At 42.1% G+C, this 16,446-nt stretch carries 15 protein-coding genes; all 15 read right to left on the reverse strand.

The window, feature by feature from the left end; genetic code table 11:
• Positions 1 to 377: 377 nt before the first annotated feature.
• The gene (gene lysS / locus QYG89_RS14975; protein ID WP_404318733.1) at positions 378 to 1,865 is read right to left on the reverse strand and encodes a lysine--tRNA ligase; all 1,488 of its coding nucleotides are present in this window, start codon (positions 1,863 to 1,865) and stop codon (positions 378 to 380) included.
• A gap of 37 nt (positions 1,866 to 1,902) precedes the next feature.
• Positions 1,903 to 2,901, reverse strand: a complete 999-nt coding sequence (gene dusB, locus QYG89_RS14980) for a tRNA dihydrouridine synthase DusB (RefSeq protein WP_404318735.1) — start codon at positions 2,899 to 2,901, stop codon at positions 1,903 to 1,905.
• 13 nt (positions 2,902 to 2,914) lie between these two features.
• On the reverse strand, positions 2,915 to 3,127 hold the full coding sequence (locus tag QYG89_RS14985; protein ID WP_404318738.1) for a helix-turn-helix domain-containing protein: 213 nt from the start codon (positions 3,125 to 3,127) through the stop codon (positions 2,915 to 2,917).
• Positions 3,079 to 3,606, reverse strand: a complete 528-nt coding sequence (folK, locus tag QYG89_RS14990) for a 2-amino-4-hydroxy-6-hydroxymethyldihydropteridine diphosphokinase (protein ID WP_404318741.1) — start codon at positions 3,604 to 3,606, stop codon at positions 3,079 to 3,081. The genes QYG89_RS14985 and folK overlap by 49 nt, the downstream gene beginning before the upstream one ends.
• A complete protein-coding gene (gene folB, locus QYG89_RS14995; protein WP_404318744.1) occupies positions 3,599 to 3,970 on the reverse strand; it encodes a dihydroneopterin aldolase in 372 nt (123 codons plus the stop codon). Before folB ends, folK begins: the two co-directional genes overlap by 8 nt.
• Positions 3,971 to 3,974: 4 nt before the next feature.
• Positions 3,975 to 4,790 carry a dihydropteroate synthase gene (gene folP, locus QYG89_RS15000; protein WP_404318747.1) on the reverse strand — a complete coding sequence of 272 codons (816 nt, stop codon included), beginning with the start codon at positions 4,788 to 4,790 and terminating at the stop codon, positions 3,975 to 3,977.
• 100 nt (positions 4,791 to 4,890) lie between these two features.
• Positions 4,891 to 5,817: a cysteine synthase A gene (gene cysK / locus QYG89_RS15005; RefSeq protein ID WP_404318749.1), complete on the reverse strand. Its 927-nt coding sequence runs from the start codon at positions 5,815 to 5,817 to the stop codon at positions 4,891 to 4,893.
• A 147-nt stretch (positions 5,818 to 5,964) separates the two neighbouring features.
• The gene (gene hslO, locus QYG89_RS15010; RefSeq protein ID WP_404318752.1) at positions 5,965 to 6,855 is read right to left on the reverse strand and encodes an Hsp33 family molecular chaperone HslO; all 891 of its coding nucleotides are present in this window, start codon (positions 6,853 to 6,855) and stop codon (positions 5,965 to 5,967) included.
• A gap of 18 nt (positions 6,856 to 6,873) precedes the next feature.
• Entirely contained in the window at positions 6,874 to 7,638 is a 765-nt protein-coding gene (locus QYG89_RS15015) for a type III pantothenate kinase (protein ID WP_404318839.1), read from the reverse strand.
• A gap of 425 nt (positions 7,639 to 8,063) precedes the next feature.
• Positions 8,064 to 10,058: an ATP-dependent zinc metalloprotease FtsH gene (gene ftsH, locus QYG89_RS15020; RefSeq protein WP_404318755.1), complete on the reverse strand. Its 1,995-nt coding sequence runs from the start codon at positions 10,056 to 10,058 to the stop codon at positions 8,064 to 8,066.
• A gap of 124 nt (positions 10,059 to 10,182) precedes the next feature.
• Entirely contained in the window at positions 10,183 to 10,725 is a 543-nt protein-coding gene (gene hpt, locus QYG89_RS15025; RefSeq protein ID WP_404318758.1) for a hypoxanthine phosphoribosyltransferase, read from the reverse strand.
• A 12-nt stretch (positions 10,726 to 10,737) separates the two neighbouring features.
• On the reverse strand, positions 10,738 to 12,117 hold the full coding sequence (gene tilS, locus QYG89_RS15030; protein WP_404318761.1) for a tRNA lysidine(34) synthetase TilS: 1,380 nt from the start codon (positions 12,115 to 12,117) through the stop codon (positions 10,738 to 10,740).
• A 63-nt stretch (positions 12,118 to 12,180) separates the two neighbouring features.
• Complete coding sequence (locus QYG89_RS15035) at positions 12,181 to 13,146, reverse strand: protein kinase domain-containing protein (protein WP_404318841.1); 966 nt, start codon at positions 13,144 to 13,146, stop codon at positions 12,181 to 12,183.
• Positions 13,118 to 13,852, reverse strand: a complete 735-nt coding sequence (locus QYG89_RS15040; RefSeq protein WP_404318764.1) for a VWA domain-containing protein — start codon at positions 13,850 to 13,852, stop codon at positions 13,118 to 13,120. Before QYG89_RS15040 ends, QYG89_RS15035 begins: the two co-directional genes overlap by 29 nt.
• 86 nt (positions 13,853 to 13,938) lie before the next feature.
• Positions 13,939 to 16,428 carry a stage II sporulation protein E gene (gene spoIIE / locus QYG89_RS15045; RefSeq protein ID WP_404318766.1) on the reverse strand — a complete coding sequence of 830 codons (2,490 nt, stop codon included), beginning with the start codon at positions 16,426 to 16,428 and terminating at the stop codon, positions 13,939 to 13,941.
• Positions 16,429 to 16,446: the final 18 nt, after the last annotated feature.

Here is a 16,446-nt window from a genome sequence, read left to right on the forward strand (position 1 = left end):
AGGCACGCCGCCAGCGTTCGTCCTGAGCCAGGATCAAACTCTCCAAAAAGATGTTTGACTTGCTCAATTGTTTTAAATAAGAATTAACTTACTGGCATGTATTTTGTTCAGTTTTCAAAGATCAATTACTCATCGCCTTTTTTAGACGACCTATTCATCTTAACATTTCAGTACGTTACTGTCAACAACTTTTTAAAAGTTTTTAATCATTTAACGTTCGTCGTTAGCAACGAATATAAATATACCATCTTCATTCCTAGTGCGCAAGTACTTTTTTAAAATAATTTGTTCCATATCATAAAAAATTTATTCTACATATTCTTCGTGTACTTTCCCCGCAAAAAATAAAGGATCGCACGAAGCGATCCTTATAAATCCTATTCTTTATGTTTCATTAATGGGAAGAGCAGTACGTCACGAATAGAAGGTGAATTTGTTAACAACATGACGAGACGGTCGATCCCGATACCAAGTCCTCCAGTCGGCGGCAAACCATACTCTAATGCCTCTACAAAGTCCTCGTCCATTTCATGCGCTTCATCATTTCCTTGTTCACGCTCTTTCAATTGGGCTTCAAACCTCTCACGCTGATCGATCGGATCGTTCAGCTCTGTAAATGCATTCGCATGTTCACGGCCAACAATGAACAATTCGAAACGGTCCGTAAAGCGTGGATCTTCATCATTCTTCTTAGCCAATGGAGAAATTTCAACTGGATGTCCATAGATAAAAGTAGGTTGAATGAGATTTTCTTCCACCTTTTGTTCGAAAAACTCATTGACAATATGACCATACTGCATCGTTTCCTTATATTCAATGCCATGCTCTTTTGCCAATTCACGTGCCTGTTCATCCGTCATTTCTGACCAAAAATCTACTCCCGTGAATTCCTTAACAGCGTCTACCATATGCAGACGGCGCCACTGTGGCTTCAAGTTTACTTCATACTCACCGTACGTAACAGTTGTGCTGCCAAGAACTTCTTCAGCAATATGAGCAACTAAATTTTCTGTTAACTGCATGATATCTTGATAATCAGCGTATGCTTCATAAAGTTCGATCATCGTAAATTCCGGATTATGACGAGTGGATACACCTTCATTACGGAACACGCGGCCAATTTCATATACCTTTTCCATTCCGCCTACGATTAAGCGTTTAAGATGTAATTCAATAGCAATACGCATATATAATTCTATATCCAGCGTATTGTGATGTGTAATGAACGGTCGTGCAGCCGCTCCTCCCGCCAAGGAATGCATCATTGGCGTTTCTACTTCTAAATAACCATGGTCATCTAAATATCGTCTCATAGCCTGGATAATACGGCTGCGGGCGATGAACGTCTGTTGGCTTTCCTGGTTTGTAATCAAGTCTAAATAACGCTGACGGTAGCGCTGCTCTACATCTTTTAATCCATGGAACTTGTCAGGAAGCGGGCGCAAGGCTTTCGTTAGAAATACAAAGCTATCTACTTTAATGGAAAGCTCTCCCACTTTCGTTTTGAATACTGTACCGCTTACACCAACGATATCGCCAAGATCTGTCATATCGAAGACGTCATAAGCTTCGTCTCCAATTGCATCTTTGCGAACATAAATTTGGATTTGTCCAGTTAAATCCTGAACATGAGCGAATCCAGCTTTCCCTTTTCCACGCTTTGTCATTACACGTCCAGCAATTGTTACTGCTGCTTTCTTCTCTTCCAGCTCTTCTTTTTCATACTGATCAAATTCAGTGAAAATACTCTTTGCTGTATGTGTCCGGTCAAAACGTTTCCCAAAGGGATCCAGCCCTTTGCCTCTTAATGCTTGCATTTTTTCTCTTCTGACCAAAAGCTGGTCATTTAATTCCTCATGACTCATTCCACTTCACTCCTATTTCTTTGATCGCTCTTACAAGTCACCCCGCCTGAACGGATGACTCCTCTTCTTCCACCTCTTGGATAAAGCTTGATAACAAATGAACTAACTCTTCTCTAGTCTCACATAGATTGATGTCTTTGCGTACACGAGCATTCCCACGAATGCCTTTTAAATACCAGGCAGCGTGTTTTCTCATCTCACGCACAGCAATGTGTTCATTTTTCAAAGCGATCAGACGGTCAAGATGCAAAAGACAAACATCTATTTTTTCACGTGCTGTAGGTTCTGCCATCAGTTCGCCTGTTTCCAAGTATCTCACTGTACGATAAATCATCCAAGGATCCCCAAGTGCCGCACGGCCGATCATTACTCCATCTACTCCTGTTTCTTCGAGCATCCGCTTAGCATCTTGTGGAGTTTGCACATCCCCATTGCCAATGACCGGAATATTTACTGATTGCTTTACCTCTTTAATAATATCCCAGTTCGCTTTACCTTCGTACAGTTGTACACGCGTCCGGCCGTGGAGAGCAACAGCCTGTCCGCCTGCTCTTTCTACTGCGCGGGCATTTTCCACTGCATATATATGGTCTTCATCCCAGCCCATCCGCATTTTTACGGTAACAGGTTTATCAACGGCTTCCGTTACAGCAGCCACCATTTCATAGATCTTGTTCGGATCAAGCAGCCATTTAGCCCCTGCATCACATTTTGTAATTTTCGGTACAGGACAACCCATGTTAATATCGATAATGTCGGCATTTGTGTTTTTATCAACAAAGCTCGCCGCTTGTACAAGTGATTCTCTTTCGCCGCCAAAAATCTGCAGGCTGAGCGGTTTTTCTCTTTCATCGATATAGAGCATGTTCATCGTTTTTTCATTTTGAAGAACAATCCCTTTATCACTGACCATTTCAGCGCAAACAAGACCGGCACCAAATTCTTTTACTGTTAGACGAAAAGCAGAGTTACAAATACCTGCCATCGGTGCAAGAACGACTTGATTCTTCATTTCGATGTTTCCGATCTTTAACATATTCGTCACCTTTCTATTTTTTCTCCAACGGGCGCAGTTCATCAGCTTGAATACGCAAGATTTCCGATATATCTTTTAGCAGCTCGTCAGACAACGGACGATTGCCTCTTTCAACCTCACCGAGTACGGAGACAGATATCCCCAACTGATAAGCAAGTCTTTCCTGGGTAAAGCCTTTCAATTTCCTAAAAGCTTTGATTCGTCTTCCCCATTGATCTGTTTCCATAACCGAACACCTTCCCTTCCTTGAATACTTGAGAGTATATCTTCAAGTGGCATGTTAGCGCCTGGAAAGCAAGCAGTGGAATCTATTTCTATTAAAGGAATAAGTACAAAAGCACGTTCACACATTCTTGGGTGCGGAATGATAAGTTTCTCTGATTCAATATTGTCTTGATTATACAATAAAATGTCAAGGTCTATTATTCTCGGACCCCATTTGAACTCCCTTATCCGCCCAAGCTGCTGTTCAATAGATAGACACAACTCGAGAAGTCTTTCCGCTGACAGCGATGTAGTAATTTGGACAACTAGATTAAAAAAAGCAGCCTGCTCTGTATATCCGACAGGGTCTGTTTCATAAATAGAAGAACACTTTTCCAATTGAACTTCTTTATGAGAACGAAGCAAACGCAGAGCTAACTGGAGATTCTCATACCTGTCTCCCATATTAGTACCGAGCGATAAAAAAGCGTTATTATTCATTTGCCTTTCTTCCTCTCATAATTTCCACCGCCACGTGATCATAATGGCCAGGGATAGGGGGATCTGGTTTGATCACTTTAATTGTACAAGCTGTAACTGCCGGAAACGCTTCTAAAAGAGAAGCAGCGATCTGTTCGGCAACCGATTCAACCAGCTTAAACCTTTTTCCTTCCGTTACCTCTTTACATACTTGATACACTTCTCCATAGTTGACTGAGTCCTCAAGACTGTCTGTCGTTCCAGCTTTTTTCAGCGACACTTCAAGTACAGCGTCCACTCGAAAGCGCTGGCCGAGCCTATTTTCTTCAGGAAATACACCGTGGTAACCGTAAAATTCCATCCCTGTTACGTAGATTTTGTCCATCTTTTCACCCTTTTCCTAGTAAAGCGTCCATCATTTTCACCATGCGGCTAATCGGTTTAACGTCATGAACACGAACAATATGACAGCCTTTTTCTATTCCGAAACAACAGATCGCTCCTGTCCCTTCCATCCTTTCATTTACTGGAAGATCCAGTACATGGCCGACAATTCTTTTTCTGGAGGCACCGAGCAATACCGGAAAACCGAGAGCAGCGACTTTGTCTAAATTTCTCATCATGAGTATATGCTGTTCCATATCTTTTGCAAAACCAAGTCCCGGGTCAAGGATAATTTGTTTTTCAGCTACACCTGCTTTTATAGCGATATTAATACTGTCATACAAATCAAGCAATACATCCCGAATAAAGGACTCATAATTCATATTGTCTCTATTGTGCATTAAAATAATTGGTACACTCTTCTCCGCAGCAACCGCCGCGATCTCAGGGTCCTTCTTTGCCCCCCAAATATCGTTGATGATATGAGCACCCGCCTCAACGGACTGTCTTGCTGTTTCTGCTTTATACGTATCAATAGAAATAGGAACATTTGTTTTTGCAGCGACCGCTTGAATAATTGGAAGCACTCGTTCCAATTCCTTTTCAAGCGGAACCGGCGAATGACCTGGCCGGGTTGACTCACCACCGATATCAATGATGTCTGCACCTTCCTCAACCATCCTTTGCGCGTGGTGAATCGCTGTGCTTATTTCATCAAAATGACCGCCGTCTGAAAATGAATCAGGCGTTGCATTTAAAATACCCATCGTATATGTTTTTTTCGTAAAATCTAAATGGTATGGACCCGCTAAAACTTTCATCCTTTTACCCCTTCCACATGACATTCCTCTTCATTTTAACATGACTGAACCGTACAAAAATAAAAACAGACTGATTTCTCAGCCTGTTTTTTTAACTGGTTTATTCTTCATCAAAGTTATAAAGCGGCGTACTTAAGTAACGCTCACCATTACTAGGAAGGATGGCAAGTACTTTTTTTCCTTTACCAAGTTTTTTAGCAGCTTGCAGTGCTGCAGAAATGGCTGCACCAGAGGAAATTCCGCCTAAGATTCCTTCCTCACGCGCCACTTTACGCGCTGTTTCGAAAGCTTCTTCGTTTCCAATAGTAATGACTTCATCATAAACGTCTGTGTCTAACACTTTCGGAACAAAGCCAGCACCGATTCCTTGAATTTTGTGCGGACCTGGCTTGCCGCCAGAAAGAATAGGAGAGTCTTTCGGCTCAACTGCATAAATTTTCACGTTCGAGAAGTGCTCCTTTAACACTTGGCCCACTCCTGTAATCGTTCCGCCGGTACCGATCCCTGAAATAAAAGCATCTAGTTGATCCATCTGCTCAACAATTTCTTTACCTGTTGTTTTGCGGTGAATTTCAGGATTTGCTTCATTTTCGAATTGCTGAGGCATAAAGTATCCCTTCTCCTCTGACAATTCCTTTGCCTTGCGAATGGCCCCGTTCATTCCTTCTGGTCCAGGAGTCAGGATCAGTTCTGCCCCATAAGCACGCAGCAGGTTGCGGCGCTCCATACTCATTGTTTCTGGCATAACAAGAATTGCCCGGTAACCCTTCGCTGCTGCAATCATCGCTAAACCAATTCCCGTGTTTCCACTTGTCGGCTCAATAATTGTTCCGCCTTTTGTAAGGTTGCCTTTTTCTTCTGCTGCCTCAATCATAGCTAGTGCAATTCTATCTTTTACACTGCTTCCAGGATTCATGTATTCAAGCTTTACATATACCTCTGCGCTGTTCTCATCTACTAGGTTATTTAATTTTACGATAGGAGTCTGACCGACTAATTCAGCCACTGAATTTACTACACGTACCATCTTATCCACTCCAATGCCGAGTATTTTTATTGGTTATATAGAATTTACCAGTATTTCTGACAAAAGTCAATTGTTTTACTTCTTAAATATACGATTTAATAATGAAAAAACCTGCAAAACATTTGGTGTCAGCAGGTTTTTTCTCCATTAATTTGATGTAGATTGAGCAGCCTCTTTCATTTGTTCGAGTTCATCTTTTGTAAAAAGGTATTTTTCATTACAAAAGTGACAATGAGCTTCTGCTTGTTCATCTTCATCAATCATGTCTTGAATTTCTTCTTTGCCCAGTCCAATAATTGCGTTGCCGAACCGTTCTTTTGAACAATTACATGTGAAACTGACCGGCATTTTTTCAAGAATCTTTACATTCTCTTCCCCTAAAATATAATAAAGAAGCTCCTCTGGTGACAATCCCTGTTCAATCAATTTAGATACCGGAGTCATATTTGAAATCTTTTCTTCAATCAAAGAAACTGTTTCTTCCTCTGCTCCTGGCATAATTTGAATAATAAATCCTCCAGATGCTAGAATTGAATTGTCTGGATTAACGAGAACACCGACACCGACAGCAGAAGGAACCTGTTCAGAAGCAGCAAAATAATATGTAAAGTCCTCTCCAATTTCCCCGGAAACAATTGGGGTCTGGCCGCTAAAGTGATCGCGAAGACCAACATCCTTTACGATGGTAAGCATCCCCTCTGCCCCGACTGCCCGTCTAACATCAAGCTTGCCTTGTTCATTCAAATCAAAATGAGTTTGTGGATTCGTTACATATCCGCGCACCTCACCTTTTGCATTCGCATCAACGAGAATGATTCCAATAGGACCGCCGCCGTCTATTTTAATGGTGATTTTTTCTTCACCTTTCATCATGGCTCCCATCATGACACCAGCTGTCATCGTCCGGCCCATAGCAGCAGAGGCTGTCGGCCACGTGTAGTGTTTTTTTTGCGCTTCATTCACCGTTTGTGTCGTATCTGAGGCATAGGCACGCACTTGACCGTTAAAAGCTAATGCTTTTATCAAATAGTCACTCATAAAAAAGCTCCTTTCTTATCAAAGATTGCGTTTATAAATAAGGCATAAGCCTTTTAACGTTAAGTATGGATCAACGATATCAATGGACTGTGCTTCTTCCCCAATCAAAGGAGCAAGACCTCCCGTTGCTATAACAGTCGGCTGTTTTTTACTTTGTTCTTTCATTCGATTAACAATCCCATCTACTTGGCCAACGTACCCATATAGTATGCCGGCCTGCATGGCAGCCACTGTATTTTTACCAACAATATGATCTGGCCTAATGATTTCGATACGAGGTAATTTGGCTGCTCTTGAATAAAGAGCCTCTGTAGAAATCGTAATTCCTGGGGCAATGGCTCCCCCCATGTAATGGCCATCTTCATCGATATAACAATAGGTTGTGGCTGTACCAAAGTCTACAATAATCAATGGGCTGCCATATTCATGGATAGCGGCAACAGCATTGACAATCCGGTCTGCTCCTACTTCACGTGGGTTTTCATATTTGATATTTAAACCAGTCTTCATCCCTGGACCGACAATCATCGGCTTTATATTGAAATATTTTCGGCACATTTGCTCAAGCGAAAACATAATAGGCGGTACGACAGAAGAAATGATAATCCCTTCAATTTGGTCAAAAGAAATACCGACATGCTGAAAAAGATCTTTAATCACCATACCATATTCATCTTCTGTTTTATGGCGGCTCGTTTCAATTCGCCAATGAAACTTCAACTCATCTTCTTCATAAACACCAAGTACAGTATTTGTATTCCCTACATCTAATACAAAGATCAACACTCTCACCACACTCATCTAAACTTTTATTGCTGTCCTCCATCATATCACATAAAAGCGATAACATCATTATGTCATGTTTCCCGAAACGAAGCATTTTTAACACAAAGATGATAGTCAATCTTATCATTTAATTCTCGTTAAGTAGAGGCCGGCTTTCAGGCAAACAAGACATAACCTGAAACCACAAAAAAGAAGATGTCCCCAAAGTATAACTTTTAAGGACACCCCTTTCTGCATGGTTCTTTAAACCTGTCGGTTGATTTTCGTTCTAGGCGCTTCGCTTTCTCCTCAGGAGTCTTCGCGTCTTCCACTACAATCAACTCAGCGGAAAATAATCATTTAAACTTTGTCAAAACAAGTTAAAGAAAAAACTGACCCTAAAAAGTCGTTTTTAACGACCTTTTGGATCAGCCTCTTTCTCATTATACCTTCGGATCGTCTTTTTGATCCGGCTGCTGTGCCTTTTCTTCTGAAGAAGCTGGGTCGTTCTTTGTTTCAGAAGGTTCTTCCTTCTTCTGTACATTGACAACCATCTGCTCATCTTTAGATAATTTCAGCACACTCGTTTCTTTGTCTGCTCCATACTTACGATCTGGCAGTGTTCCGTGATCAACAAGATGTGTAATTTGATCAGCATCTAATGTCTCTACATCCAGAAGTGTATTTGCGATCAACTCAAGTTTATCGCGATTTTCAGTTAAAATGTTTTTCGCGCGTGCATAACATTCCTTAATAATCGTTTGAATCTCAAGGTCGATTTCATATGCGATCGCATCCGAATAGTTCTGTTCGTTATTAAAGTCGCGGCCAAGGAACACTTGACCCCCAGAACTTTGACCGAACTGGAGCGGGCCGAGTTTGTCACTCATCCCAAATTCTGTTACCATTCGGCGGGCAATGCCTGTGGCGCGCTGGAAGTCATTGTGGGCACCAGTTGATACTTCACCGAAAATAATATCTTCCGCTACACGGCCGCCAAGCAAGCCAGTGATTTTATCAAGAAGTTCCGGCTTTGTCATAAAGTAACGATCTTCTTTCGGAAGCATAACGGCGTAACCGCCAGCCTGGCCTCGTGGAACAATTGTTACTTTATGCACCATCTCAGCTTCATCAAGCACAACTCCAATAACTGTGTGTCCTGCTTCATGGAAAGCAACAATCTTTCTTTCCTTCTGGGAAATGACACGGCTTTTTTTCGCAGGACCTGCAATGACACGGTCAGTCGCCTCATCAATGTCACGCATATCAATTTTCTTCTTGTTGCGGCGTGCTGCTACAAGCGCCGCCTCGTTTAATAAGTTTTCAAGGTCTGCACCTGAAAACCCTGGTGTTCTCATTGCAATCGCTTTTAAATCTACGGTTTCGTCTAATGGCTTATTACGTGCATGAACATGCAGTACAGCTTCACGGCCCGTCACATCTGGACGATCGACTGTAATCTGACGGTCGAAACGACCTGGACGTAATAAAGCAGGGTCTAATATGTCAGGGCGGTTCGTTGCAGCGATGATAATAATTCCTTCATTCGCACTGAATCCGTCCATTTCAACTAAAAGCTGATTTAATGTTTGTTCCCGTTCATCATGTCCTCCGCCTAAACCGGCTCCACGCTGACGTCCTACTGCATCAATCTCGTCAATAAAAATGATACATGGGGCATTCTTTTTAGCGTTTTCAAACAAATCACGTACGCGGGAAGCCCCGACACCGACAAACATCTCTACGAAGTCAGATCCGCTGATTGTGAAAAACGGAACCCCTGCTTCCCCAGCTGCTGCCCGTGCAAGAAGCGTTTTACCGGTACCAGGAGGCCCAACTAAAAGAACCCCTTTAGGAATTCTTGCTCCTAATTCGGAAAACTTACGCGGGTCTTTCAAGAATTCTACGACTTCTACTAACTCTTGCTTTTCTTCATCTGCCCCGGCTACGTCTTTAAAGCGCACTTTTTTCTTTTCATCATTGTACAAACGGGCTTTGCTCTTTCCGAAATTCATCACTCGGCTGCCGCCGCCCTGCGCTTGGTTCAATAAGAAGAAGAACAATAAGAAGATAATTAAAAATGGAATGATCGTTGTGAAGAAAGATACCCAGCCGCTCGTTTCTTTCGCAGGCAAGATTTCTACCTTCGCACTTTTTGCTGCTTCATCTACGCGATTTAGCATGTTCTCACTATTCATCACGTAAGTAAGGAAATACTCTCCGTCCTGTGCACCCTTCAACTGGCCACGAACCTCATATACCCCTCTTTCAGGCTGCATGGAGAATGTGTCTACCTGATCTTTTTCTAAATAGGAAACAAATTCATTGTACGTTATATTCTTATTCGGTTCATTATTATTATTGAAGTAACTGACAACCCCAATAATGACAAGAAAAACTAATAAATAAAATATGGTATAGCGAAAAATCCGGCTCATCCCTTACCTCCTCCCACGGTAAAAATACTGTATTCAATACTATCATAGAAAATCTTGGCATTACAACTATTTGGCATACGGTCCGACCTATTCATATGTGTGGATCGACCTCTCTTATCCCTCATCAGCTTTCATATATTTCGGGCTTTAGAATGCCGATGTAAGGAAGGTTTCTGTATTTCTCCGCAAAGTCCAGGCCATAACCGACAACAAAAGCATCCGGCACGTTAAATCCAACCATATCAGCCTGAATGTCCGCCTTTCTGCCGGCTGGTTTATCTAAAAGTGTGACAATCTTAACCGATTTTGCTTTCCGGTGTCGAAAAAGCTCTACGAGATAGCTAAGCGTCAAACCGCTGTCAATAATATCTTCCACGATTAATATATGTCTGCCTTCTACTGATGCATCAAGATCCTTCACAATTTTTACTTCTCCTGAGGAAGTAGTCGAGCGGCCATAGCTTGAAACCGCCATGAAATCCATTTCTAAATAAGTATCGACGCGTTTAAGCAAATCAGACATGAAAGGCATAGCCCCTTTTAACACGCCAATAACAAGAGGAAACTTATCCTTGTACTCTTCTGTCAGCTCAAGACCGAGCTCTTTAATTTTCTCTTGAATTTCTTCTTCTGTAATCAGTACTTTTTCGATATCCTGATTTAGCAATTTATTAGCCTCCTAGAAGTGATTACGTATATAAATTAATATTAAATGGTTGCCTGTAGAACCCGCTTTTTCATACTTGGACTTTTTCAAGCCGGGCACCCAAAGCAGTTTCCCCTCGCCATCTGTTACAATGGGCCATTGATCACGTCGAGTACGGGCAATTTTTTCATCAATAAATAGATCTTTTACTTTTTTTGAACCATTCATGCCCTTTGGCTGAATTTTATCACCTTGTTTTCTTGTACGAACGCAAAGCGGAAGCTTCACTTGCCGGTCAAGGATCATATATTCACTTTCCATTCTTGTATGCGGAGTTTGATCTGTTAGAACAAAGCGACCGCCGTACGGCCAGGAAATCTGATCTTCCACGTTCAATTCAAAAGCATATTCCTGCTTTTCTTCGGTGCTAAACTTAAAGACGCATAGGTGATATTCACGACAAACTTTCAACCCATGGGGCAAGTCCAATTCCCATGAGTTTTTGTCGTCTTTTAAAAGCTGTAAAATCTGTTGAATATGTATGAAAGAGAAGGAACTTTTCCCATCATAAAGATAGTTTAATATTAGATGAATCCCCCTTTTTTGTAAAGGCAAAGGCATTGCCTGAAACGCTTCAATTTTTAAGGAGGATGCGTGTTCGTTTTTTTGCCAAATATTCTTCATTTTCTCTTTCGTTAATTCTCCCAAAAACTCATTATCTTCATTTAGTTCTTCACTAAGCCGTTGAAAATGATCATGAACTTTTGGGTTTTCTTTTTTTAAAAAAGGAAGAAGGTGAAGCCGAAAACGATTACGTGTATAGACAGCTTTTGTGTTGCTCGGGTCTAAACACGGATTTAACTCGAAATAATGGCAATACTCCTCGATCATCTCCTTATCGAGAGTAAGAAGCGGCCGAATAACTTCTCCGCCCGCGAAAGGCCTTCGAACAGGAATGCCGCTGCGGCTGCCTGCTCCTTTTACAAGCTGCATCATAATGGTCTCTACTTGGTCATCCCCGTGATGGGCAAGTGCCAATTTATCTGCTGAAAATTTCTGCATGCCCCTTCCGAAAAACTCATACCGAATGCGGCGAGACACCTCTTGCAGCCCCCCGCTCGTTTCCTCTAAAACTTTTGCGATATTCATTCGCTCCGCATAAAAAGGAATATTTCTTCTTTTACAAAATTGCTCAACAAACTTTAATTCTTGATACGATTCTTCTCCCCTAAACATATGATCAAGGTGGAGAGCAAACACTTCAATGCCTAAAGATTCCCGTCTGCTCTCCAAGTAAGCGAGCAATGATAAAGAATCCGGTCCGCCTGATACTCCTACAGCAATTCTATCTCCTGCTTTAATTAGCCGGTGGCGATTGATAAACCTTTTAACCTTTTCCTCATATACGAGCATTTCTTCCTCTTCCCGCCCTTTTTTATTGACTATATTAACATTTCACAACCAAAGAATAAAATACTACCTAAGCAATTCCACCAGTACGTATAAAACGTAAAGCACAGCAACACATAAAATAGATGTTAAGGTGAGCAGCTGCTGTTCTTTCTTTTTCTTTCGCTTCAGCTGTGATCTGCCGCTGCTTGCACGAGCAACCGGCCTCATTTTTACCTCTTCTTTTTCTGCCGTCCGATGACCAAGAGCAGCAAGCAGCTCCTTCCGCATCGCCTTGGCAGAAGAATACTTTCCTTGCAGTGCTTTAATTAAAACAGGAGCAAACGGATGCAGTTCCCGCTTTTGCCTGACTTTCACTATAATTTGCTTCACACCGCTTTCATCTCTTGGGAACCTCTCAGGATAAACAAGATTGACCGCTACCATTGCTGCAGCAAACAAGTCGTAAGAGGGTTCTGCCTTCCGTGAACCCGCCCGCCAGTAACCCCTATCAAAAAACTCCGTATACTCTTTTACAGCTCTCCCTATCTTTGTCGTTCCGCCAACATCTATACAGCGAAGAGCGAAAGGCGGACCTGATACTATCAAATTATCTGGTTTAATGTCACCAAAAATCCAGCCAGCTTCATGAAGCATTTGCAAATTTTCAAGCAGCTGTAAAAGCAATACACCAATCCAAGACGGTCCCCTTGCTTGGATAAAAGTAGAGAGCGTCGGTCCCTGTATATATTCCATGACGTAAAACGGATGAACTCCATATTGGTTTTCCCAATCATCTGCATCTAATAAAGAAGGTCCAAGGGAAGACCCCTGGACCTTAGCAAACGCCTTCAAAACGTTCATTTCAGCTGTAATGGATAGCGGACTGCTGAACTTTAAAGCAGCTGCGCCATCTGTTCCATTTACTAAGTAGACTGTGCCAGCAGCTCCTTTACCAAGCATTCTCTCCACTAAATAGGCTTGTTTATGCCATTTCCCATGTATAACGGCTCCCCGGCCAACATTAAACGGACTTTTCGATGTATTCATCATCACTTGATAACCAGCCTTTTTTGCTCCGTTTCTTATTAAAGCGGGAGATAGCTTCACGAATCGCAGGGCCCGTTGGCGTTAACCCTCCAGGAGAGAGTTTCGAGAATACCGCTGTGAGTGAATCAAGCTTTGGCGTCCAGTCAAGCAGCTGTTCAGTTTCTTTCTTTTTCCCAGGAAATACGGATAACGAAAACAAATTGCTGCCCATTCTCGCATTCATGCTTAATGATAAGTCAAGAAGCGCTTCTTTTACCGTTGGCAGCTTACTTTTCATACTTGCACTCGTATCAACTAAGATCACTACCTCCAAGTCAGCTGTTTCACCAAGTTCATCTACTACTTCCATCACTTCACCACGAGTATCTGGAGGCAGCGCTTCCATCGATGTCTCTTTATGCAGTATCTTTTTTAATTGCTCATTCACTACCCCTTGCAGCGTTTGAGTCATCGCTTGTCTCGTTACCATTTGTACGGTATGAGAAAGCTGCTGCGCATAAACCGTCTGACTAATCCCGCCGCCAGAAAGAGCAATTTGGTCAATCTCCTGAAATCCACGGTGATCAGCTGCCTCATCATCTACAATTCCAATCACATTTACAGTAATCCCCTGCTCACGAGCTAAAGCCGCCATAGCAACCGGATCTTCTCCGTGGTTCGAACATCCATCTGTCAGCAATAAAATTTGCCGAATCGTCCCTTGTTTCATCGTAACCCCTCCAACCTCAACGAGTTACCTTCATCCTCGCCGAAAAAGAGAAAGTTTATACTTATTTAACGGGCAAATTGGCAGCTTTAAGAAATTTTCTTTTTCCTTTTTGGGAAGCTTATAGGGATAGATGTCCACTTCGGAAGATTATGTTCTACCTTGGCAACAACTACCGTCATATCATCTTCAATTTCTCCGGATCGTGTTCTGATCACTTCCTCCATAAGCAGGTCCGCAATCGTTTGTGGATCTTCCGTTTCTATTTCTTGTATTTTTCGTTTCATCCATAAATCATGATTTTCTACATTTTTCGGTCCTTCAAACACACCGTCACTCATCATAATAATTAAATCACCAGATTTTAGCTGCTCGCTCACGACATCGACTTCGAATTCCTGCAAAATGCCAATTGGTAAATTGCTTGCTTCTACTTTCATGATTTTGCTGCCTCGTTTAATAAAACTTGGTGTCGATCCTACCTTCAAGAAGTTTGCGACTGCATCCTGCAGGTCAATAATAACTAGGTCAAGTGTGGAATAAATTTCATCTGTAGTGCGCAAAGAAAGGATGGAATTGACCGACTTAATCGCTACTTTCTCTTCGATACCTGATTTTAAAATTTGCTGAAGCAGCCGAAGTGTTTCGTGACTTTCGTAGTGTGCTCGTTCGCCATTTCCCATTCCATCACTAATAGCTATTGCATATTTCCCCGCACCAAGGTCGATCGTCGAGTAGCTGTCTCCTGATACTAATCCACCGCCTTTAGCCGCATGGGCAGCACCTGTTTCCACTGCAAATGCCTTCGCCGACCGGAAAGTCACGTGACAAACACCAGCAGGCCCGCCCTCACACTCTTCTTTGTGAACAATTACGTTATCACCCAAAATATCAGAAAGCATCGGGGCAACAAGTTTTTGACATTCTCCGTGGCTGTTATCGCCAAAAGGAATGATAATTTCGATATCTACATTGCTTTTGTTCAAGTTGTAAATATCTATATGCTCAATTTCTAAACCAAACGCCTCAATGGCCTCAAATATTTGCTCTTCCTGATGATAATGATTTTCCCGCTCCCGCTGAATCTCCTCAGCGAAATCACTCATCACTTCAGATACTCCCCGCAGCTGTTCTGCTACGAGTTTCCGACTATCTTGTACTTGCTTTTTTAATTTTTGGTTCGCTTGATAATAAGTCAGCTGCTGCTGCATCGCTTCCTCTACTCGTTTTGGCCGGAAGCAATGGATATCAAGTTCCTTCGATAGCTTTTGCGAAAGCTCAGCTTGGCCGCTATCCAATTCGTAAAGCACGTCTTTCATTAAGTGATACGTTTGGTGGAAACTCGTCGTCCAACACTGCTCTTTTTTAAAACACGTCTGGCATGTTTTTTCCGTGACATGGCTCAAAAACATATCTAATTCCCGTTCTTCATAATCATCAAGCGTATCAACATTATAGTGAGAGAAACTCTTGGAGAGTGCTTGGAACACGTCGGAAAACTGTTCAACCCTGCTTGCTGTCACATCCCTCATCTTTCTTAAATATTGCTGCTGTTCATTCGAATGTTCCGCCGTCCCTGGTATAAGCTTAGCCAGCTGATCTGTAAACATTTTAGGCGTTAAAAACAAAAGAGCAATCGCCGCCAAGGATTCGTACAGCGTTTGCATGATCGGTACTCCCTGCTCCCCATACATGCCGGCAAGTAATGTGGCTATGATCAGACCACCTGCCGCTCCGGCTTTCCTCCATTCCTTCAACAGTCCTCCCAATAAACCAGCAAACGCCAGCAGACTCATTTGAAAAAAGCTCGACACACTTGCCAAACTAAAAATGAGTCCAGTAACTACACCAACCGTTGATCCGACAGCTGCTCCCGAAATAAAAGAAAAAACCAACACTAAATACCTCGAGAAAATATGTTCAATCGATAAACCGTACAGCGACCAGCCAATCGTACCGGACGTAATGGATGCAAGCATAATAATTAAACTTACAACTTCTTCAATTTTCAATGTTTTTATCCGTTTTTTCAGTGATAAAAACGGAATACTTTGCATAAAGATAAGGGTAAGCACAAATGCGAGCGAGGATTCAATCGCTGCCATTAACACATCATATGGAAGAAATTGTTGACCGCTTTGAAAAAAAGAAAACACCGATTTTACTGCCATAACAGTAAAGAAAACAAAAAACGGCAAAGATACCGTGTGTTCTCTGTGAAAATTTTTTAGTAAACGGTAGGTAATTAAAAACAGCACGATACAGGAAAAGGAATAGCCTATCTGCTCAATGGATAAAGTTAAGGACCCTGCAAGCAAACCAATTAAAGCAAGCGGTGCACACTCCCGCCTTAGCATAAAAACGGCTGCAAAAAATGGAAGGGAAAACGGCGTTAAATGGGACAGGATCAATGCGCGCCCTAATAAAAAGCCAATGAGCAACAAAACAAACCCCTTCTCAAGCATCAATACTTGTAAATGGACGGAAAACTGTTTAAGCCCTTTGAACACTTCCACTTTTGGCCCCTCTAACCCTACACGATTAACCGGCTCTGCCAAACTTCTTTCCGCTTTCTCCATATTTTAACACTCCTATTC

It is taken from the genome of Bacillus lumedeiriae, assembly GCF_044891285.1.
Lineage (GTDB): Bacteria > Bacillota > Bacilli > Bacillales > Domibacillaceae > Pseudobacillus > Pseudobacillus lumedeiriae.